Genomic DNA, 14,348 nt, shown 5'->3' on the forward strand with positions numbered 1-14,348 from the left:
GTGCGCCGGGCGCTCAGTCGGTGTCGAAGGTGTAGTGCGGGGTGTGGTCGAGCAGATCGGCGGGCCGGGTGTCGTTCCACGGCTTCATCGTCTCGTCCAGGTCGACCACGTCCGGGGTCCCGGCCGCCGGCAGATAGCCGGAACCGGGGTGCCGCCGCTGCCACTCGGCCCACAGCTTGTCGACGTAGGCGTGGTGCAGCCAGAACACCGGGTCGTTCGGGGACGCCCCGGTCGCCATGTGCCCCCCGACCCAGACGTGGACCCTGTTGTGCAGGTTCACACCGCGCCAGCCCTCCAGATGGTTGCGGAACCCGTCGGACGCGCTGTTCCACGGGGCCATGTCGTACGTCGGCATGTTCAGCACCGACTCCACCTCGGCCCGGGTGGGCAGCTCCCGTACGGCGGTCCCCAGTGAGCGGCGCAGGAACGTACGGCCGTCCACACGGACCGTGATCTGCCACTTGCCGGCCCGGGTGGCGAACGGCCCGTCCATGACCTGGCCGTCCAGAGAGCGCCCGGTGCCGCCGAGGAAGTCCGGTGCCCACAGCGAGGAGCGCTGCGAGCGGTCGGCGGTCCAGTCCCAGTAGGGCAGCGCCACCGAGGCGTCCACCTCCTGCAGGGCGCGTTCGAACTCGAGCAGGAATCTGCGGTGCCAGGGCAGGAACGACGGTGAGCGGTGCCCGGTGCGCTCGCCGTGGTCGGTGTCGCCGAGGATGAAGGCGTTGTGGGTCGTGACGAACGCGTCGTAGCGGCCGCTGCGCTTCAGCTCCAGGACGGCGTCGACGAAGCGGCGCTTCTCGTCGGTGGTCAGGGCGGCCTGGTTCTTGCGGACGGTCATGTCGGCTGGTGCTCCAAGGTGCGGGTGCGGCGGTTCAGTTGGCGGGGAAGGGCAGCAGGGCCGCGCCCTGGAGCTCGTCCACGGCGGCGCGAGCGGCGGCGCGCGGGGTGGGCACCGGGTCGTAGTGGCTGACGACGCTGATCCAGGTGCCGTCGGCGTTGCGCATCAGATGCAGCTCGACGCCGTCGACGTGCACGGCGTAGCCGGCGCCGTGGTGGGCGTGGCCGCCCGTCGCCGGGCGGCCCTGTATCCGGCGGCCGCGGTAGACCTCGTCGAAGGGGGCGGGGGAGTGCGGATCGTGGTGTCCGCCCGTGGCCGCCGGGGCGGCGGTGGCGGGGGCGGCGGCGACACCGGCCGCGGTGGCGAGGGCGGCGACGGTGGTGAGCGCCTGACGCCGGCTGAGTTCGGGCATACGGATCTCCCGGGTGCGTTCGATGATGCGTTCGGGTGGTGTGACTCCGTATGCCTATCGGGCCGGACGAGAGCGGGAGAAACGGTTGGGCCCGATCCGGACAAGTGCGCACATGTCGTGCAGGTTTGAACCGAGATGATCTTGCCCAGGTGTGGGGCGCGACCTGCCTGGAACGGGTAATTCCTTCTCCGGCGGGGCGCCTTGGTGGTGGTTCTTCGCCCGTCGCGCCGGGATCGGTGGGCGGAACCGCCCCGGAAAAGTGGCGTGATCCACGGCAGCGCGTAATCCGCCCCACCGCCTGCTACCCTGCGGTCCGAAATGACCGATTAATGCATTTATAGGGGTGACTGTGAAGGTCGCGTGCGTAGGCGGCGGACCCGCCGGGCTGTATCTCTCGATCCTGCTCAAGCTGCGGGACCCGTCCCACGACGTCACCGTCCACGAGCGCAACCCGGAGGGCACCACCTACGGCTGGGGCGTCACCTACTGGCGCGGTCTGCTCGACCGGCTCCACGCACAGGACGCCGTGACCGCCCGCGCCATCGAGGCGAGCTCGGTCCGCTGGAACCAGGGCGTCGCCCATGTACGGGACCTGACGGCCCGCCAGCCCGGCGACGAGGGTCACGGCATCGGCCGGCACCGGCTCCTGGAGATCCTGGCCGACCGGGCCCGCTCGCTCGGCGTCCACCTCGACTTCGAGCACGAGATCGCCCCGGACGCCCTGCCCGACGCCGACCTCGTGGTGGCGTGCGACGGGGTGCGCAGCACCCTGCGCGCGCGGTACGCCGACCACTTCGGGACCCAGATCAGCATGGGCCGCAACCGCTATGTCTGGCTCGGCACCAGCAAGGTCTTCGACGCCTTCACCTTCTCCTTCGTGGAGACCGCCCACGGCTGGATCTGGTGCTACGGCTACGGCTTCGGACCCGAGGCCAGCACCTGTGTCGTCGAGTGCTCCCCCGAGACCTTCACCGGGCTCGGCCTGCACCGGGCGAGCGAGGCCGACGGGCTGGCCCTGCTGGAGAAGCTGTTCGCCGACGTCCTCGACGGGCACCCCCTGCGCGGCCGCCCGTCCGGCACCGGCGGCGCCCAGTGGCTGCACTTCCGCACCCTCACCAACCGCACCTGGCAGCGCGGCAACCTCGTCCTGCTCGGCGACGCCGCCCACACCACCCACTACTCCATCGGCGCCGGCACCACCCTCGCCCTGGAGGACGCCATGGCGCTGGCGGCCGCCCTGTGCGAGCAGCCCACTCTCCCGCGCGCCCTCGCCCGCTACGAGGACGAGCGCCGGCGGGCCCTGCTCCCCGTCCAGAGCGCCGCCCGCTACAGCGCCCTGTGGTACGAGAACCTGCCCCGCTACATGCAGCTGCCCCCGCAGCAGATGTTCGCCCTGCTGGGGCAGCGTCACTCGCCCCTGCTGCCCCATGTGCCGCCGCAGCTGTACTACCGGATCGACCGGGCGGCCGGGCAGGTGGAGACGCTGCGCCGGCTCAAGCGCTGGCTCGGGCCGAGGGTCGCGCGCACCGTGCAGGCCAGGTCCGCCCGGCCGTACTCGGAGGGGTCCGTTCCGCGTACTTGAATCCTGAATGACACACTGACGCCATGGAACAGCGTGCATTCGACAGGGCGGGCCTGCGGGCGTCCGTCATCGGCCTCGGGACCTGGCAGCTGGGCGCCGACTGGGGAGACGTCGACGACCGGCAGGCCGAGGGCGTGCTGGAGGCGGCGGCCGAGTCCGGGGTGACCTTCTTCGACACGGCCGACGTGTACGGCGACGGACGCAGCGAGCAGACCATCGCCCGGTTCCTGCGCGACCGGCCCGACCTGGACGTCCTCGTCGCGACCAAGATGGGCCGCCGCGTCGACCAGATCCCCGAGAACTACGTCCTGGACAACTTCCGCGCCTGGAACGACCGGTCGCGGCGCAACCTCGGCACGGACCGCATCGACCTGGTCCAGCTGCACTGCCCGCCCACCCCCGTCTACTCCACCGACGAGGTCTTCGACGCCCTGGACACCCTGGTCGCGGAGGAGCGCATCGCCCACTACGGCGTCAGCGTGGAGACCTGCGCCGAAGCCCTCGCCGCGATCGCCCGGCCCGGTGTGGCCAGCGTGCAGATCATCCTCAACGCGTTTCGGATGAAGCCCCTCCTGGAGGTGCTGCCGGCGGCCCGCGAGGCGGGCGTCGGCATCATCGCCCGGGTGCCCCTGGCCTCCGGGCTGCTGTCCGGCCGGTACACCAAGGAGACCGTCTTCCCCGAGAACGACCACCGCACCTACAACCGGCACGGCGAGGCCTTCGACCAGGGCGAGACCTTCTCCGGCGTCGACTACGCCACCGGCGTCGAGGCCGCGGCCGAGTTCTCCGCGCTCGCCCCGCAGGGCTGGACCCCGGCCCAGCTGGCGCTGCGCTGGATCGTCCAGCAGCCCGGCGTGACCACGGTCATCCCGGGCGCCCGCTCGCCCGAGCAGGCCCGCGCCAACGCGGCCGCCGCCGCGCTGCCGGACCTCGGCGAGGACACGCTCACCGCGATCCGCGACCTCTACGACCGCCGGATCAAGGACCAGGTCGAGAGCCGCTGGTGAGGCCCCACTGGGCGGGGGGCCGGGACAGGACCCCGCCCAGCGGGTACCCGCAGTTCTGAGGGCTCGCCTCGTCAGGACGCGGGAGGACACGGTGACGGACACCGAGGACGGCACGACCAGGCGCAGAGGACGCAACGAGACCGAGGACGAACGGGCCGACCGCATGTGGGTCGAGCTCCTTCAAGAGGTGCGCGTGGCCCAGATGGGCGTGCAGATCCTCTTCGGCTTCCTGCTGACCGTCGTGTTCACGTCGAAGTACGACGACCTGCGGTCCATGGACCAGTCGATCTACATCTTCACCGTCGTCGTGGGGGCCGCCGCCACCGGCACCCTGATCGGCCCGGTGTCGCTGCACCGGCTGGTGTCCGGCCGCCGGATCAAACCCCAGGCGGTGGAGTGGGCGTCCCGGCTGACCCTGGTCGGCCTGGTCCTGCTCCTGATCACCATGGCGTCCTCGCTGCTGCTGATCCTGCGGGTCGCCACACACGACGACTCCGTGCCGTGGATCGTCACCGGCATCGTCATCTGGTACGTCGTGTGCTGGTTCGTGCTGCCCCTGTGGACCCGCCGCCGCTACACCGACACCGAGTGAGCGGCGGCGGGGACGCCCGGTCAGCCGAAGGCGTTCCGCAGCGCGGGCAGCAGCGTCGTACGCGCCCAGTCGAGGTACGGCAGCTGCGCGTCGCCCCCGATCTGGACCAGGGCGATCTCGGTGAACCCGGCCTCCGCGTACGGGCGGACGGCCTCGACGAAGGCGTCCGGGTCGTCGCCGCACGGGATGGCCTCCGCCACGTCGTCCGGGGTGACGAACTGCGTGGCCCCCTCGAAGGAGTCCGGGTGCGGCAGCTCGGAGTTGACCTTCCAGCCGCTGCCGAACCACCGGAACTGGTCGTGGGCGCGCTTGACCGCGGCGTCCCGGTCGGGGTCGTAGCAGACCGGGAGCTGGCCCACCCGGGGCTTGCCCGTACCGCCGTGCCGGTCGAACGAGGACAGCAGCTCCGGCTTGGGCTCGGTGGCGATCACGAGGTCGGCGAGCCGGCCCGCGAGCCGGCACGACCGCTCGCCGGAGACCGCGATGCCGATGGGCACGGGCTCGTCGGGCAGGTCCCACAGCCGGGCCGACTCCACGTCGAAGTGCGTACCCCGGTGGTTGACGTGCCCGCCCTCGAAGAGCGCCCGGATGACCTCCACCGCCTCCTCGAGCATCTCGTGCCGTACGTCCACCGACGGCCAGCCGCCGCCCACGACGTGCTCGTTGAGGTTCTCGCCCGAGCCGAGTCCCAGCCGGAACCGGCCCTCGGACAGCAGCTGGAGGGTCGCCGCCTTCTGCGCCACGACGGCCGGGTGGTAGCGGAACGTCGGGCAGGTCACGTACGTCATCAGCGGGATCCGGGACGTGGCCTGGGCGGCGGCGCCCAGCACGGCCCACGCGTACGGCGAGTGCCCCTGCGAGCGCAGCCAGGGGAAGTAGTGGTCGGAGGTGACGGAGAAGTCGAAGCCCGCCTCCTCGGCACGGACCACATGGTCGACCAGCTCACGGGGGCCGGCCTGTTCGGTCATCATCGTGTATCCGATCTGCACCATGGGCCCCGAGTCCCCGGACACCGTGGTGGAAAACGGGGCACGGCCGACGGGGGTGCGGAACGCGGGGCGCGAAACCCTTCGCTCCGGTCCGGGCGCCGGTGCAGGATGCACGTATGTCTGTTCGCCCGCTGCCCTCGAGCCCGCCCTCCGCCCAGGGTGTCGACGCCTCCGGTGTCCTCGCCTTCCTCGACGCCGTCGACGCCGCCCCCGGCATCGAACCGCACAGCCTGATGATCCTGCGGCACGACCACGTCGTGGCCTCGGGGTGGTGGGCGCCGTACACCGCCGGGCGCCGGCACCTGCTCTACTCGATCAGCAAGAGCTTCACGGCCACCGCGGCCGCCATCGCCGCCCGCGAGGGGCTGCTCCGGCTCGACGACCCGGTGATCTCCTTCTTCCCCGAGCTCGACGCCGAGATCACCGACCCGCGCAGCCGGGCCGTCCTCGTGCGGCACGTGGCGTCCATGGCCACCGGGCACGACACCGACATGATCTTCGCCGCCCGGGAACGCGACCGCGACGACCTGGTCCGCGGGTTCCTGCTGGAGCCGCCGCCGCACGACCCCGGGACCGTGTTCGCGTACAACCAGCCCGCCACCTTCACGCTGTCCGCCGTGGTCCAGCGGGTGAGCGGGCAGTCGCTGACCGACTATCTGCGACCCCGTCTGTTCGACCCGCTCGGCATCGGCGACGTGGCCTGGCTGCGCCACCGCGACGGGCGTGAACTCGGCTTCAGCGGACTGCACGCCACCACCGACGCCGTCGCCCGGCTCGGCCTGCTGTATCTGCGCGGTGGCGTCTGGGAGGGCGAACGGCTGCTGCCCGAGGAGTGGGTCGCCGAGGCCACCCGCGCCCAGATCCCGTCGGCCGGCGGGATGCCCGGCGACGACTGGCAGCGGGGCTACGGCCTGTCGTTCTGGATGTCCCGGCACGGCTACCGAGGCGACGGCGCCCTCGGCCAGTTCTGCGTGGTGCTGCCCGAGCACGACGCGGTGGTGGTGACCACCGCCGACACCTGGGACATGCCGGGCCTGCTGAACCTCGTCTGGGAACATCTGCTGCCCGCGTTCGGCGGCGCCCCGGCGGACGGCGCCGAGCAGGCCGACACGGCGCTGGCCCACCGGCTGGCCGCCCTCGCCCTGCCGCCCGCCCCCGGCGAACCGGCGCCCGTCGAGCGGGCCGAGTCCTGGCACGGCGCCTTCACCCCCGGCGACGAGGTCCACGCGGCCCTGCCGAAGGTGAGCGCCGTCGACCTCGCCGAGCGGGACGGCGGCTGGGACCTGACGTTCACCGAGGACGGCGAACCGCTGAGGGTGCGGCTCGGCGGCCCCGGCTGGACGGTCACGGAGGGGCCGGTACCCACCGCGGTGAGCGGCGGCTGGACCGACGCCGACACCCTCGCCCTCGACGTCGCCTTCCTGGAGACCCCGCACCACCTGGAGGTGACCTGCTCGCTCAAGGAGCGCGCCTTCACCGCCCGCTGGCGCACCGAGCCCCTGCACGGCTCGCGCCTGCTCAGGATGTGCGCCCCGGCCTGACGGCTCAGTCCCCGGGCACCCGGAAGGTCCGCAGGAACACGTCCAGGGCCTCCCGGTTGCCCGGGGTGTCCCAGTCCTCCGCCGGGGTCGACCAGCGCAGCGAGAACCCGCGGTGGTCGTCCAGGAGGAAGCCCCGCCCGAACGTGCGCACCTGGACGCCGTCCTTCTGCGACAGCCACTCCATGTCGGCGGCCTCGTACCCCTGGTAGGTCGTCGCCTCGATCTGCCCGATCCGCTGGAAGCCGTCCGACCGTGCCAGCGCGGGCTGTACGTCGTCCCGCCAGACGGCCACCGGGTCCGGCTCCAGCCGCTCGCTGTAGGTGACGGCGAGCCGGCGCGGGTCGTCCTCGGTGCCGAGGAACACCCGGTACGCCAGATCGGCGGCCCGGGTCGTGGACAGCGGCTTCCAGCCCTGCGGCAGGGCGACGGAGAAGCCGTCGGGGGAGGTGTACGTGCGGTAGCCGGCGGGGAGGCCGGGGCCCGGTGTGCCCGCCTCCGACGGCGGGGCGCTGGGCGCGGGTGCGGCGCCGCCCGTCCCGGCGGTCGGGGTGGGACTCGCGGCGGCCTCCGGCGCGTCCGGCGCGTCCGAGCCGCCGCCGGTCGCGACGAGGACGGCGGCGGCGACGGTGACCACCGCCAGGGCCATACCGAACAGCAGGGTGCGTCTGCCGCCCAGGAGCCCGGCCCCGGACCGGGGGCGCGCCTCGTCCTCGAGGGCCGCCCCGGGCTCCTCGCGCAGGACGCGGACGAGGGCGTCGCGGACCACGGACCGGCCCAGCCGCTCCCGGGAGTCCTTGCGCAGCAGGCCCTGCACGGCCTGGGTGAGCGGGCCCGCCCGCACCGGGGCGCGCAGCGGCAGCCGGTCCACGCCCTTCAGGGTGGCCTCGGGCCGGTCCCGCTCCCGGTAGGGCGGACGGCCCTCGGCCATCGAGTAGAGGATCGCGCCGAGCGCCCACAGGTCGGACGCGGGCCCGACGCGTTCGTCACGGGCCTGCTCGGGCGAGGCGTACGACGGTGCCGCGAGGCGCGGCGAGAGGGTGGCGCCGGCCAGCCCGAAGCCGGTGACCACCACGGCGTCCTCAGCGCCCACGAACACCTGGCCGGGGCTCAGCTCGCCGTGCGTGATGCCCGCGACATGCGCGGCCTCCAGGACGTCCAGCAGCTCCAGGCCGATCCGGGCGGTCCGGGTGTAGTCGAACGTGCCCTGCCGGGTGAGGAGTTCGCCGAGCGGCGTGCCCTCGATCCACTCGGTGACGATCCACAGGCTCCCGGCGTCCTCGACGGCGTCCAGGACGGCGGCCACCCGGCCGGGCCGCAGCAGCGCCATCCGTTCCGACGTCCGCAGAATGCGCGAGGTAGCGCGCCGTGCGCTGTCGGGATCCTGGTCGAGGGGCAGGCCGATCTGGGTGAGAAGGCACGCGTGTTCGGTTTCCAGATCCTCGCCGGAATAGCTCACCCGGTTCGTCTCGCGATGCACGACATCGACGAGGCGGTACCGTCCGGCGACCAACTCGGAAGTGGAGACGCGTGCCTTGACCATGGCCATCCCTCGCTGAACACCTGGCTCCCATATCTCACAGGAAGTACGGGAGCCGTCACCCGGTCCGTTCAACGAAAGGCCATGGAAAGGGCGTTTTCTTTTCCCCGCTTTCCTGACGCTGGAGTAAGCTTTCGAAAAGGCAGGGGAATTCCGCCGGGAATGCTCAGTGAAGGCCGAAATCCTCCGCCCAGCGGCCGACATCCGCGGTCGTCGCGTTACCGCCGCACACCACCAGACCGAGCCGTGCGCCGACCCCGACCCGCTCCAGCACCCGCCGCGCGGCCGGCAGCAGGGCTCCCGCCGCGGGCTCCGTCCACACCTTGGCGTGCTCGGCGAAGTCGAGCACCCCGCGCACCGCCTCCCGGTCCGGCACCACCAGCACCTCGTCCACGAGCGCGGACACATGGTCGTACGTCAGCTGCGAGACGCTCGGCGCGCTCAGCGTGGACACGATCGACGACAGCTTCACCGGCACCGGGCCGCCCGCCGCCAGCGCCGCCGACATCGCCTCCGCACCCTCGGTCTCCACACCCCAGATCCGCACGTCCGGACGCCGGGCCCGCAGCGCCACCGCGACACCGGCGATCAGCCCGCCGCCCCCGACGCTGACCACGATGTCCGTCAACTCGTCGGCGTCCTCGGCGAGTTCCAGCCCGACCGTGCCCTGACCGGCGACCACCAGCGGGTCGTCGAAGGGGTGCACCAGGGTCAGGCCCTCGTCCCGCAGCCGGGTCACGAGCGAGAAGGCGCCGTCCATGTCGTCCGTCAGCCGCACCGAGGCCCCGGCGTCCCGGGCGATCTCGACGGCCCGCTCGGGCGCTGTGCGCGGCATGACCACGGTCGCCTTCACATCGAGCGCGGCGGCCGTCATCGCCAGCGCGATCCCGTGGTTGCCGCCGCTGACCGCCACCACCCCGGCCGCGCGCTGGGCCTCGCTGAGCGACAGCAGCTTCGCCGTGGCGCCGCGCGCCTTGAACGAGCCGGTGCGCTGCAGGAGTTCGAGCTTCGCCGTCACCGGCACGCCGAGCAGGGCGGACAGGCCCGGACTGGACACGGTAGGCGTACGGACGACATGCCCGGCGACGAGGTGGGCCGCGGCTTCGACATCGGAGATCCCGATCAAGACACTCACCTTTCCGGCACGGGCCGACGCCCGCACCCTCCGGCACCCTTCCTCGCGATCCGCCCCTGGTCAAGCCGGTGGCCTGGCGGCTGGGTGCCCGGGGTGCCGCCGCCGACGGCGGCGGGACGGGCGGCGTCGCGCTCACTGCTCGCGGCGGATCACGAAGTCGAGCAGGGAGCGCAGTTCGGCGGCGGGGCCGGGCGCCAGGGGCACGGTGTCCAGGGCCGCGCGGGCGGCCGCCGCCTGGTGCCGGGCCTCCGCCAGGGTCGCCGTACGGCCGCCCGCCCGGTCGATCAGGTCCGCGATCTCGGACGGGGCGGCGGACGACTCCAGCAGGGCGGACAGCCGTCCGGCGGCGGGGGAGTCGAGCGCCGCCAGCACCGGGAAGGTCTTCTTGCGCTCGCGCAGATCGCCGTGCACGGGCTTGCCGGTGACCGCCGGATCGCCCCAGATGCCGAGGACGTCGTCCACGGCCTGGAACGCGACGCCCAGATGCCGTCCGGCCCGGTCGAGCGCCGCCACCGTCGCGGGCGGCGCCCCGCCGAGAGCGGCGCCCAGCGCGACCGCGCACCCCAGCAGCGCACCCGTCTTGTGCTCGGCCATCGTCCGGTACTCCCGAAGGCGCACCCGCTCGGGGCCGGTCCAGGGGCGCGACGCGAACAGCAGATCGTCGGCCTGCCCGTGCACCAGGTCCCGCAGCGCCCGCGACAGCAGCCGCATCGCCGGGGCACCCGCGTCGGCGAGCGTCTCCACGGCCAGGGCGAACAGCGCGTCCCCGGCGAGGACGGCGGGCCCGGTGCCGTACGCCTTCCACACGGTGGGCCGGCGACGCCGTGACTCGTCGCCGTCCATGATGTCGTCGTGCAACAGCGAGAAGGCGTGCACCAGTTCCACCGCGACCGCGCCCCGCACGGCGGCGCCTCCGGGCGCGCCGGCCGCCTCGGCGCCGAGCACGGCCAGGGCCTGCCGTACGCCCTTCCCGCCGGAGGAGCGGGACGGCGCACCCCCCACCTCGCACCAGCCGAAGGAGTAGGCCGCCATCTCGCCGACCCAGGGATGCGTGCCCGCGACGGCGTCCCGCAGCGCGGGCGCCACCAGGGCCCGGCACCGCTCCAGGGTCCGGTGGACGTCGGCGGCCGGCGGGGCGCTCTCCGGCGCCCGGACCGGCGTCGGAAGCGCGCTCACCGGACACCCGCCGTCTCCGCGGTCGCGCCCGCCGTCTCCGCGCCGACGCCGGCCGTCTCCGCGTCCACCACGGTCGGCTCGCCGGAGCAGAACTCTCGTTGGGCCTGCGTCACCATCGCGCGGGCGTGCCGGAGCCCGATCCGGTCCATGACCACGGCCAGGTCGGCGAGTTCGGCCGCCGTCTCGGCGCGGTCGCGGCCCAGCCGGGCCAGCGCCTTGGCGAGTCCCAGCCGGGACAGCGCCTCCCCGCGCGGCTCGCCCATCTCCCGGAACTCCGCGAGCGCCAGGCCGTACTGCTCCCGGGCCTCCTCGTGCCGGCCCGCGCGATAGAGGACGTTGCCGCGCATCTTGTGGTTGTAGGCCAGCGCGCTGGTCAGCCGCATCGCGCGGCAGGTCGCCTCGGCCTCGGACAGCAGCGACAGCGCCCGCTCGGTGTCGCCGTCGCGCACCGAGACGACGTCGGCGAGGCCGCGCAACGCCCAGGCGTGCCCGCGCCGGTCCTCGGCCCGCGCGGCTATCTCGGCGGCCTCCTCGAACAGGGCGTACGCGGTGTCGTAGGACCCGGTGTTGCGGTGGATCTGCGCGATGCCCTCCAGCGCCCACACCGTGTGCCGGGCCTCGCCGCGCCGCCGGGCCTCGGCCAGCAACTGCTCGTGCAGCCGGTGGACGGCGTCGTAGTCGCCCTGGATTCGCCCGGTCTCGGCCAGCCCGGCCAGCGAGTAACCGCGCACCACGACGTCACCGGAGCGCTCGCCGAGGTCCGCCGCGAGCTGGAGCAGCCGCCGCGCCAGCGGGAACCCGCCGCGCTGGCGGGCCAGGGTGCCGCCGCTCCACAGGGCCCAGGCCATGGCCCCCTCGTCACCGGCCGCGCGGGCGGCGCGGTAGCTCTTCTTCCAGGCCCGCTCGGCGTCCGCGACCTGCCCGAGCCGCCGGTGCGCCTCGGCGACCGCGAGGCCCGAACGGGCCGCCTCACCGTGCTCCCCGGCCCGCTCGGCTGCTCTCAACTGCTCGGTGCCGGCGGCCAGTACGTCGGTGAGGGACGCGTTCACGGACAGGGTGGTCAGAGCGCCCTGGTACTCCGGGGCGAAAGCCTTGCCGTACATCGATGCCTTTCGATCGGCATACCCGTCATGTATACGCTCGGTGTATACAAGGTGCGTATACGTGACGGGTATACATGGCGTGTATAGAGCGTGAAGAACCAGCCCTGGCCGGAAGAGGAGGCCAGGGCTTCACTTGTCGTCGATCAAGACGTCGAAGGATCGGGCGGGGTTGCTCGGGAGGCGCAGATCACCTCGAGCGGGGGGTTCAGCTCTGCTGGGGCGTCACCTCGCTCGGCCGTACGACGACGTATCCCTGGCCCTCCAGCATCAGTTGCACCGCCTCGCCGGACCCGCCGCGCAGCATCGAGCCGAGCGACTGCGACCGGTGCAGCGAGGTCCGCAGCCCGGCCGTCCAGCCGACCACCGCGTCCGTGTCGGCGTACACCGGGTACTCGGGCGTGACGGGGAGGACCAGCGGGGACCCCTCGCACACCAGGCCCAGCCGGCCCTGCCCGGTGAAGACGCTGTTGAACAGGCCGCCCCCGGCGATGCCCGCCCCCTTCACCGTCGCTATCCGGTACGACAACGAGGCGTCGAAACACAGGACGTTGCGGCCGTTGACCGTGAACTCGTCACCGGGCTCGACCTCGACGATGAAGCAGTTCTGCGCCTCGTGCGCGAACCACGCCTCGCCCTGCCCGCGCACCGCCATCAACGGCAGGCCCTCACCGGTCATGGCCCGCTTGAGCATGCCGCCCACGCCCTGGCCCTTGCGCTCGAACTGCAGATTGCCGCGATAGGCGATCATGGCGCCCTGCCGGGCGTGCATCTCGCCGTTCACCGCGTAGCGGATGGTCTTGGCGTTCTCGACGGTCATGCCCGGCGCGGTGGCGGGGCCGACCATGTGCTCACTGGAAAAGAGGTCACCCTTCATGGCGGGCATCGTGTCCCGGACGGCCCCCTTCCGCCAAGATCGCGTCGGAATCGGCCGGTGCGCGACGGCGGTCCGCCGGGCCGCACCCGACGGACCGCAACATGACCGACCGTCAGGAGTCGGTGGCCGCAGGCCGGTTCACCGGCACCGAGGGCGCCACGTCCTCGTAGCGCTCGGCCCGCGTCGTGCGCGCCCGCGCCTTCGTCTTCTTGCCGCAGAACGCCGACTCCAGCGCGCCCAGCATCGTGGTGAGGACCGTGCCGTTGTTGGACGTGTTGGCGAGTGCCGTCAGGCTGCGCCTGCCGTCCTTCGACGCGAACGCGACCGTGTAGTAGCCCTGGACGGCACCCGTGTGCCCGTACACCGAGACCCCGCACGACAGATCGCGGCGCCGCAGCCCGAGCCCGTACGCCTGGCCGGTGCCCGCCGGCACCATCCGCCGCATCTCGGTCAGCCCCGCCCTGGACGTCAGCCGGCCGCCCAGCAGCGCCGACAGGAAGAGGTGCAGGTCCTTCGTGGTGGAGATGACCGCACCCGCGCTCTGCGCCCAGGACACCGTCTGCTCGGTGGAGTCCACGAGCGCCGCGCCCGCGGTGTCCGGGGTGAGATAGCCGCGGGTGTGCCGGCCGGGGATCTTCGTCCCCGGGTGCACGTAGAAGGTGTCCTTCAGCTTCAGCGGGCCGATGATCCGGTCCCGGTACTCGGTCCGCACCGAGTGCCCGGTCAGCTTCTCGATGAGCAGGCCCGCGACCACGAAGTTGGTGTTGGAGTACGAGTACGCGCCGCCCGGCGCGGTCGTGCGCGGCTTGGCCAGCGAGCGCTTCACCAGCTGGCGGTAGGTGAAGACCTTGGTGCGCACCGCCTCGAAGCCGGGCACGGTCTTGGCGAACATGTCGTTGGTGTAGTCGTACAGCCCGCTGCGGTGGCTGAGCACATGCCGCACCGTGATGCGGTCGTCGGGCAGCAGCTTCGGCAGATAGCGGTTGACCGGCGCGTCGAGCGACAGCTTCCCCTCGTCGGCGAGCTGGAGCAGGACGACCGCCGAGAAGGTCTTGGTGACGCTGCCGATGCGGAACCGGTCGGCGTTGCCGAGGGCGCGCCCGGTCCCGCGGTCGGCCACCCCGACGGTCGCCCAGCGGACCGTGTCCCCGTCGTCGAGCCGGGCGATCGCGCCGGGCGCGCCCTGCCGCTGCGCCGCGCGCAGCACGTTCCACACGCCCGTGGCGTCCGGCGCGGGCAGGGCCTCCGCCCGCGCGCCGGGCACCGCCGCGTGGGCGGGCACGGCCATGAGCGTCGCGAGGGCCGCCGCCGCTGCCGTCGCCCTGGCCACCGTTGCTGAGACCATCCGGTGTTCCTCCCGTCGCCGCCCCGAGGAGCGGCGGTCGTCGATCATCGTGTGCGTCCGGCACAACTTTCTCCTATGCCGTCAGATCGCCGCGCACGACGCACAGTTGGACACATGTTCCGTCACCGGGAGGGAGTCGCCGGGCGCCGAGAGGCCGTCACGGACCAATCCTGCTTCTTTTATTGACGGCGGAAAATAATGACTCTAGGTTCCCGGC

General features: G+C 72.9%; 13 protein-coding genes. 4 read left to right on the forward strand and 9 right to left on the reverse strand.

All coding sequences use genetic code 11. The features are described 5' to 3' along the window. Positions 1-13: 13 nt before the first annotated feature. Together KBY32_RS03495 and KBY32_RS03500 are read right to left on the reverse strand one after the other, a co-directional pair. On the reverse strand, positions 14-838 hold the full coding sequence (locus tag KBY32_RS03495) for a tyrosinase family protein (RefSeq protein WP_115507002.1): 825 nt from the start codon (positions 836-838) through the stop codon (positions 14-16). Positions 839-872: 34 nt separating this feature from the next. Beyond that, positions 873-1,250, reverse strand: coding sequence for a tyrosinase cofactor (locus tag KBY32_RS03500; protein WP_210978808.1), 378 nt, complete (start codon positions 1,248-1,250; stop codon positions 873-875). A 343-nt stretch (positions 1,251-1,593) separates the two neighbouring features. On the opposite strand from KBY32_RS03500, the gene KBY32_RS03505 reads away from it, so the two are divergent. The 3 genes from KBY32_RS03505 to KBY32_RS03515 all read left to right on the forward strand — a co-directional run bounded on the left by KBY32_RS03505 (position 1,594) and on the right by KBY32_RS03515 (position 4,431). Further along, a complete protein-coding gene (locus KBY32_RS03505) occupies positions 1,594-2,832 on the forward strand; it encodes an FAD-dependent monooxygenase (protein WP_210978809.1) in 1,239 nt (412 codons plus the stop codon). A gap of 23 nt (positions 2,833-2,855) precedes the next feature. Continuing rightward, a complete protein-coding gene (locus KBY32_RS03510) occupies positions 2,856-3,839 on the forward strand; it encodes an aldo/keto reductase (protein ID WP_055624420.1) in 984 nt (327 codons plus the stop codon). Between the two features lie 91 nt (positions 3,840-3,930). Next, positions 3,931-4,431 carry a DUF6328 family protein gene (locus tag KBY32_RS03515; protein WP_210978810.1) on the forward strand — a complete coding sequence of 167 codons (501 nt, stop codon included), beginning with the start codon at positions 3,931-3,933 and terminating at the stop codon, positions 4,429-4,431. Between the two features lie 20 nt (positions 4,432-4,451). Here KBY32_RS03515 and KBY32_RS03520 read toward each other — a convergent pair whose 3' ends face one another. Beyond that, the gene (locus KBY32_RS03520; RefSeq protein ID WP_210978811.1) at positions 4,452-5,423 is read right to left on the reverse strand and encodes an LLM class F420-dependent oxidoreductase; all 972 of its coding nucleotides are present in this window, start codon (positions 5,421-5,423) and stop codon (positions 4,452-4,454) included. 113 nt (positions 5,424-5,536) lie between these two features. Between KBY32_RS03520 and KBY32_RS03525 the strand changes: the two genes are divergently transcribed. Next, positions 5,537-6,961 carry a serine hydrolase gene (locus KBY32_RS03525; RefSeq protein WP_210978812.1) on the forward strand — a complete coding sequence of 475 codons (1,425 nt, stop codon included), beginning with the start codon at positions 5,537-5,539 and terminating at the stop codon, positions 6,959-6,961. A 4-nt stretch (positions 6,962-6,965) separates the two neighbouring features. Here KBY32_RS03525 and KBY32_RS03530 read toward each other — a convergent pair whose 3' ends face one another. From KBY32_RS03530 to KBY32_RS03555, 6 genes are all read right to left on the reverse strand, one after another. Beyond that, the gene (locus tag KBY32_RS03530; RefSeq protein ID WP_210978813.1) at positions 6,966-8,507 is read right to left on the reverse strand and encodes a serine/threonine-protein kinase; all 1,542 of its coding nucleotides are present in this window, start codon (positions 8,505-8,507) and stop codon (positions 6,966-6,968) included. A 157-nt stretch (positions 8,508-8,664) separates the two neighbouring features. Next, positions 8,665-9,624 carry a threonine/serine dehydratase gene (locus KBY32_RS03535; protein WP_210978814.1) on the reverse strand — a complete coding sequence of 320 codons (960 nt, stop codon included), beginning with the start codon at positions 9,622-9,624 and terminating at the stop codon, positions 8,665-8,667. Between the two features lie 141 nt (positions 9,625-9,765). Next, on the reverse strand, positions 9,766-10,809 hold the full coding sequence (locus tag KBY32_RS03540) for a polyprenyl synthetase family protein (protein WP_210978815.1): 1,044 nt from the start codon (positions 10,807-10,809) through the stop codon (positions 9,766-9,768). Next, positions 10,806-11,912, reverse strand: coding sequence for a tetratricopeptide repeat protein (locus KBY32_RS03545; protein WP_210978816.1), 1,107 nt, complete (start codon positions 11,910-11,912; stop codon positions 10,806-10,808). Before KBY32_RS03545 ends, KBY32_RS03540 begins: the two co-directional genes overlap by 4 nt. A 205-nt stretch (positions 11,913-12,117) precedes the next feature. Then, positions 12,118-12,786 (reverse strand): AIM24 family protein, encoded by a 669-nt coding sequence (locus tag KBY32_RS03550; RefSeq protein WP_210978817.1) that lies wholly within the window; start codon positions 12,784-12,786, stop codon positions 12,118-12,120. A 112-nt stretch (positions 12,787-12,898) separates the two neighbouring features. Beyond that, a complete protein-coding gene (locus KBY32_RS03555) occupies positions 12,899-14,131 on the reverse strand; it encodes a serine hydrolase (RefSeq protein ID WP_210978818.1) in 1,233 nt (410 codons plus the stop codon). Between the last annotated feature and the right edge of the window lie 217 nt (positions 14,132-14,348).

Origin of the sequence: Streptomyces sp. RK62 (assembly GCF_018070255.1) — a bacterium.
Lineage (GTDB): Bacteria > Actinomycetota > Actinomycetes > Streptomycetales > Streptomycetaceae > Streptomyces > Streptomyces nigra.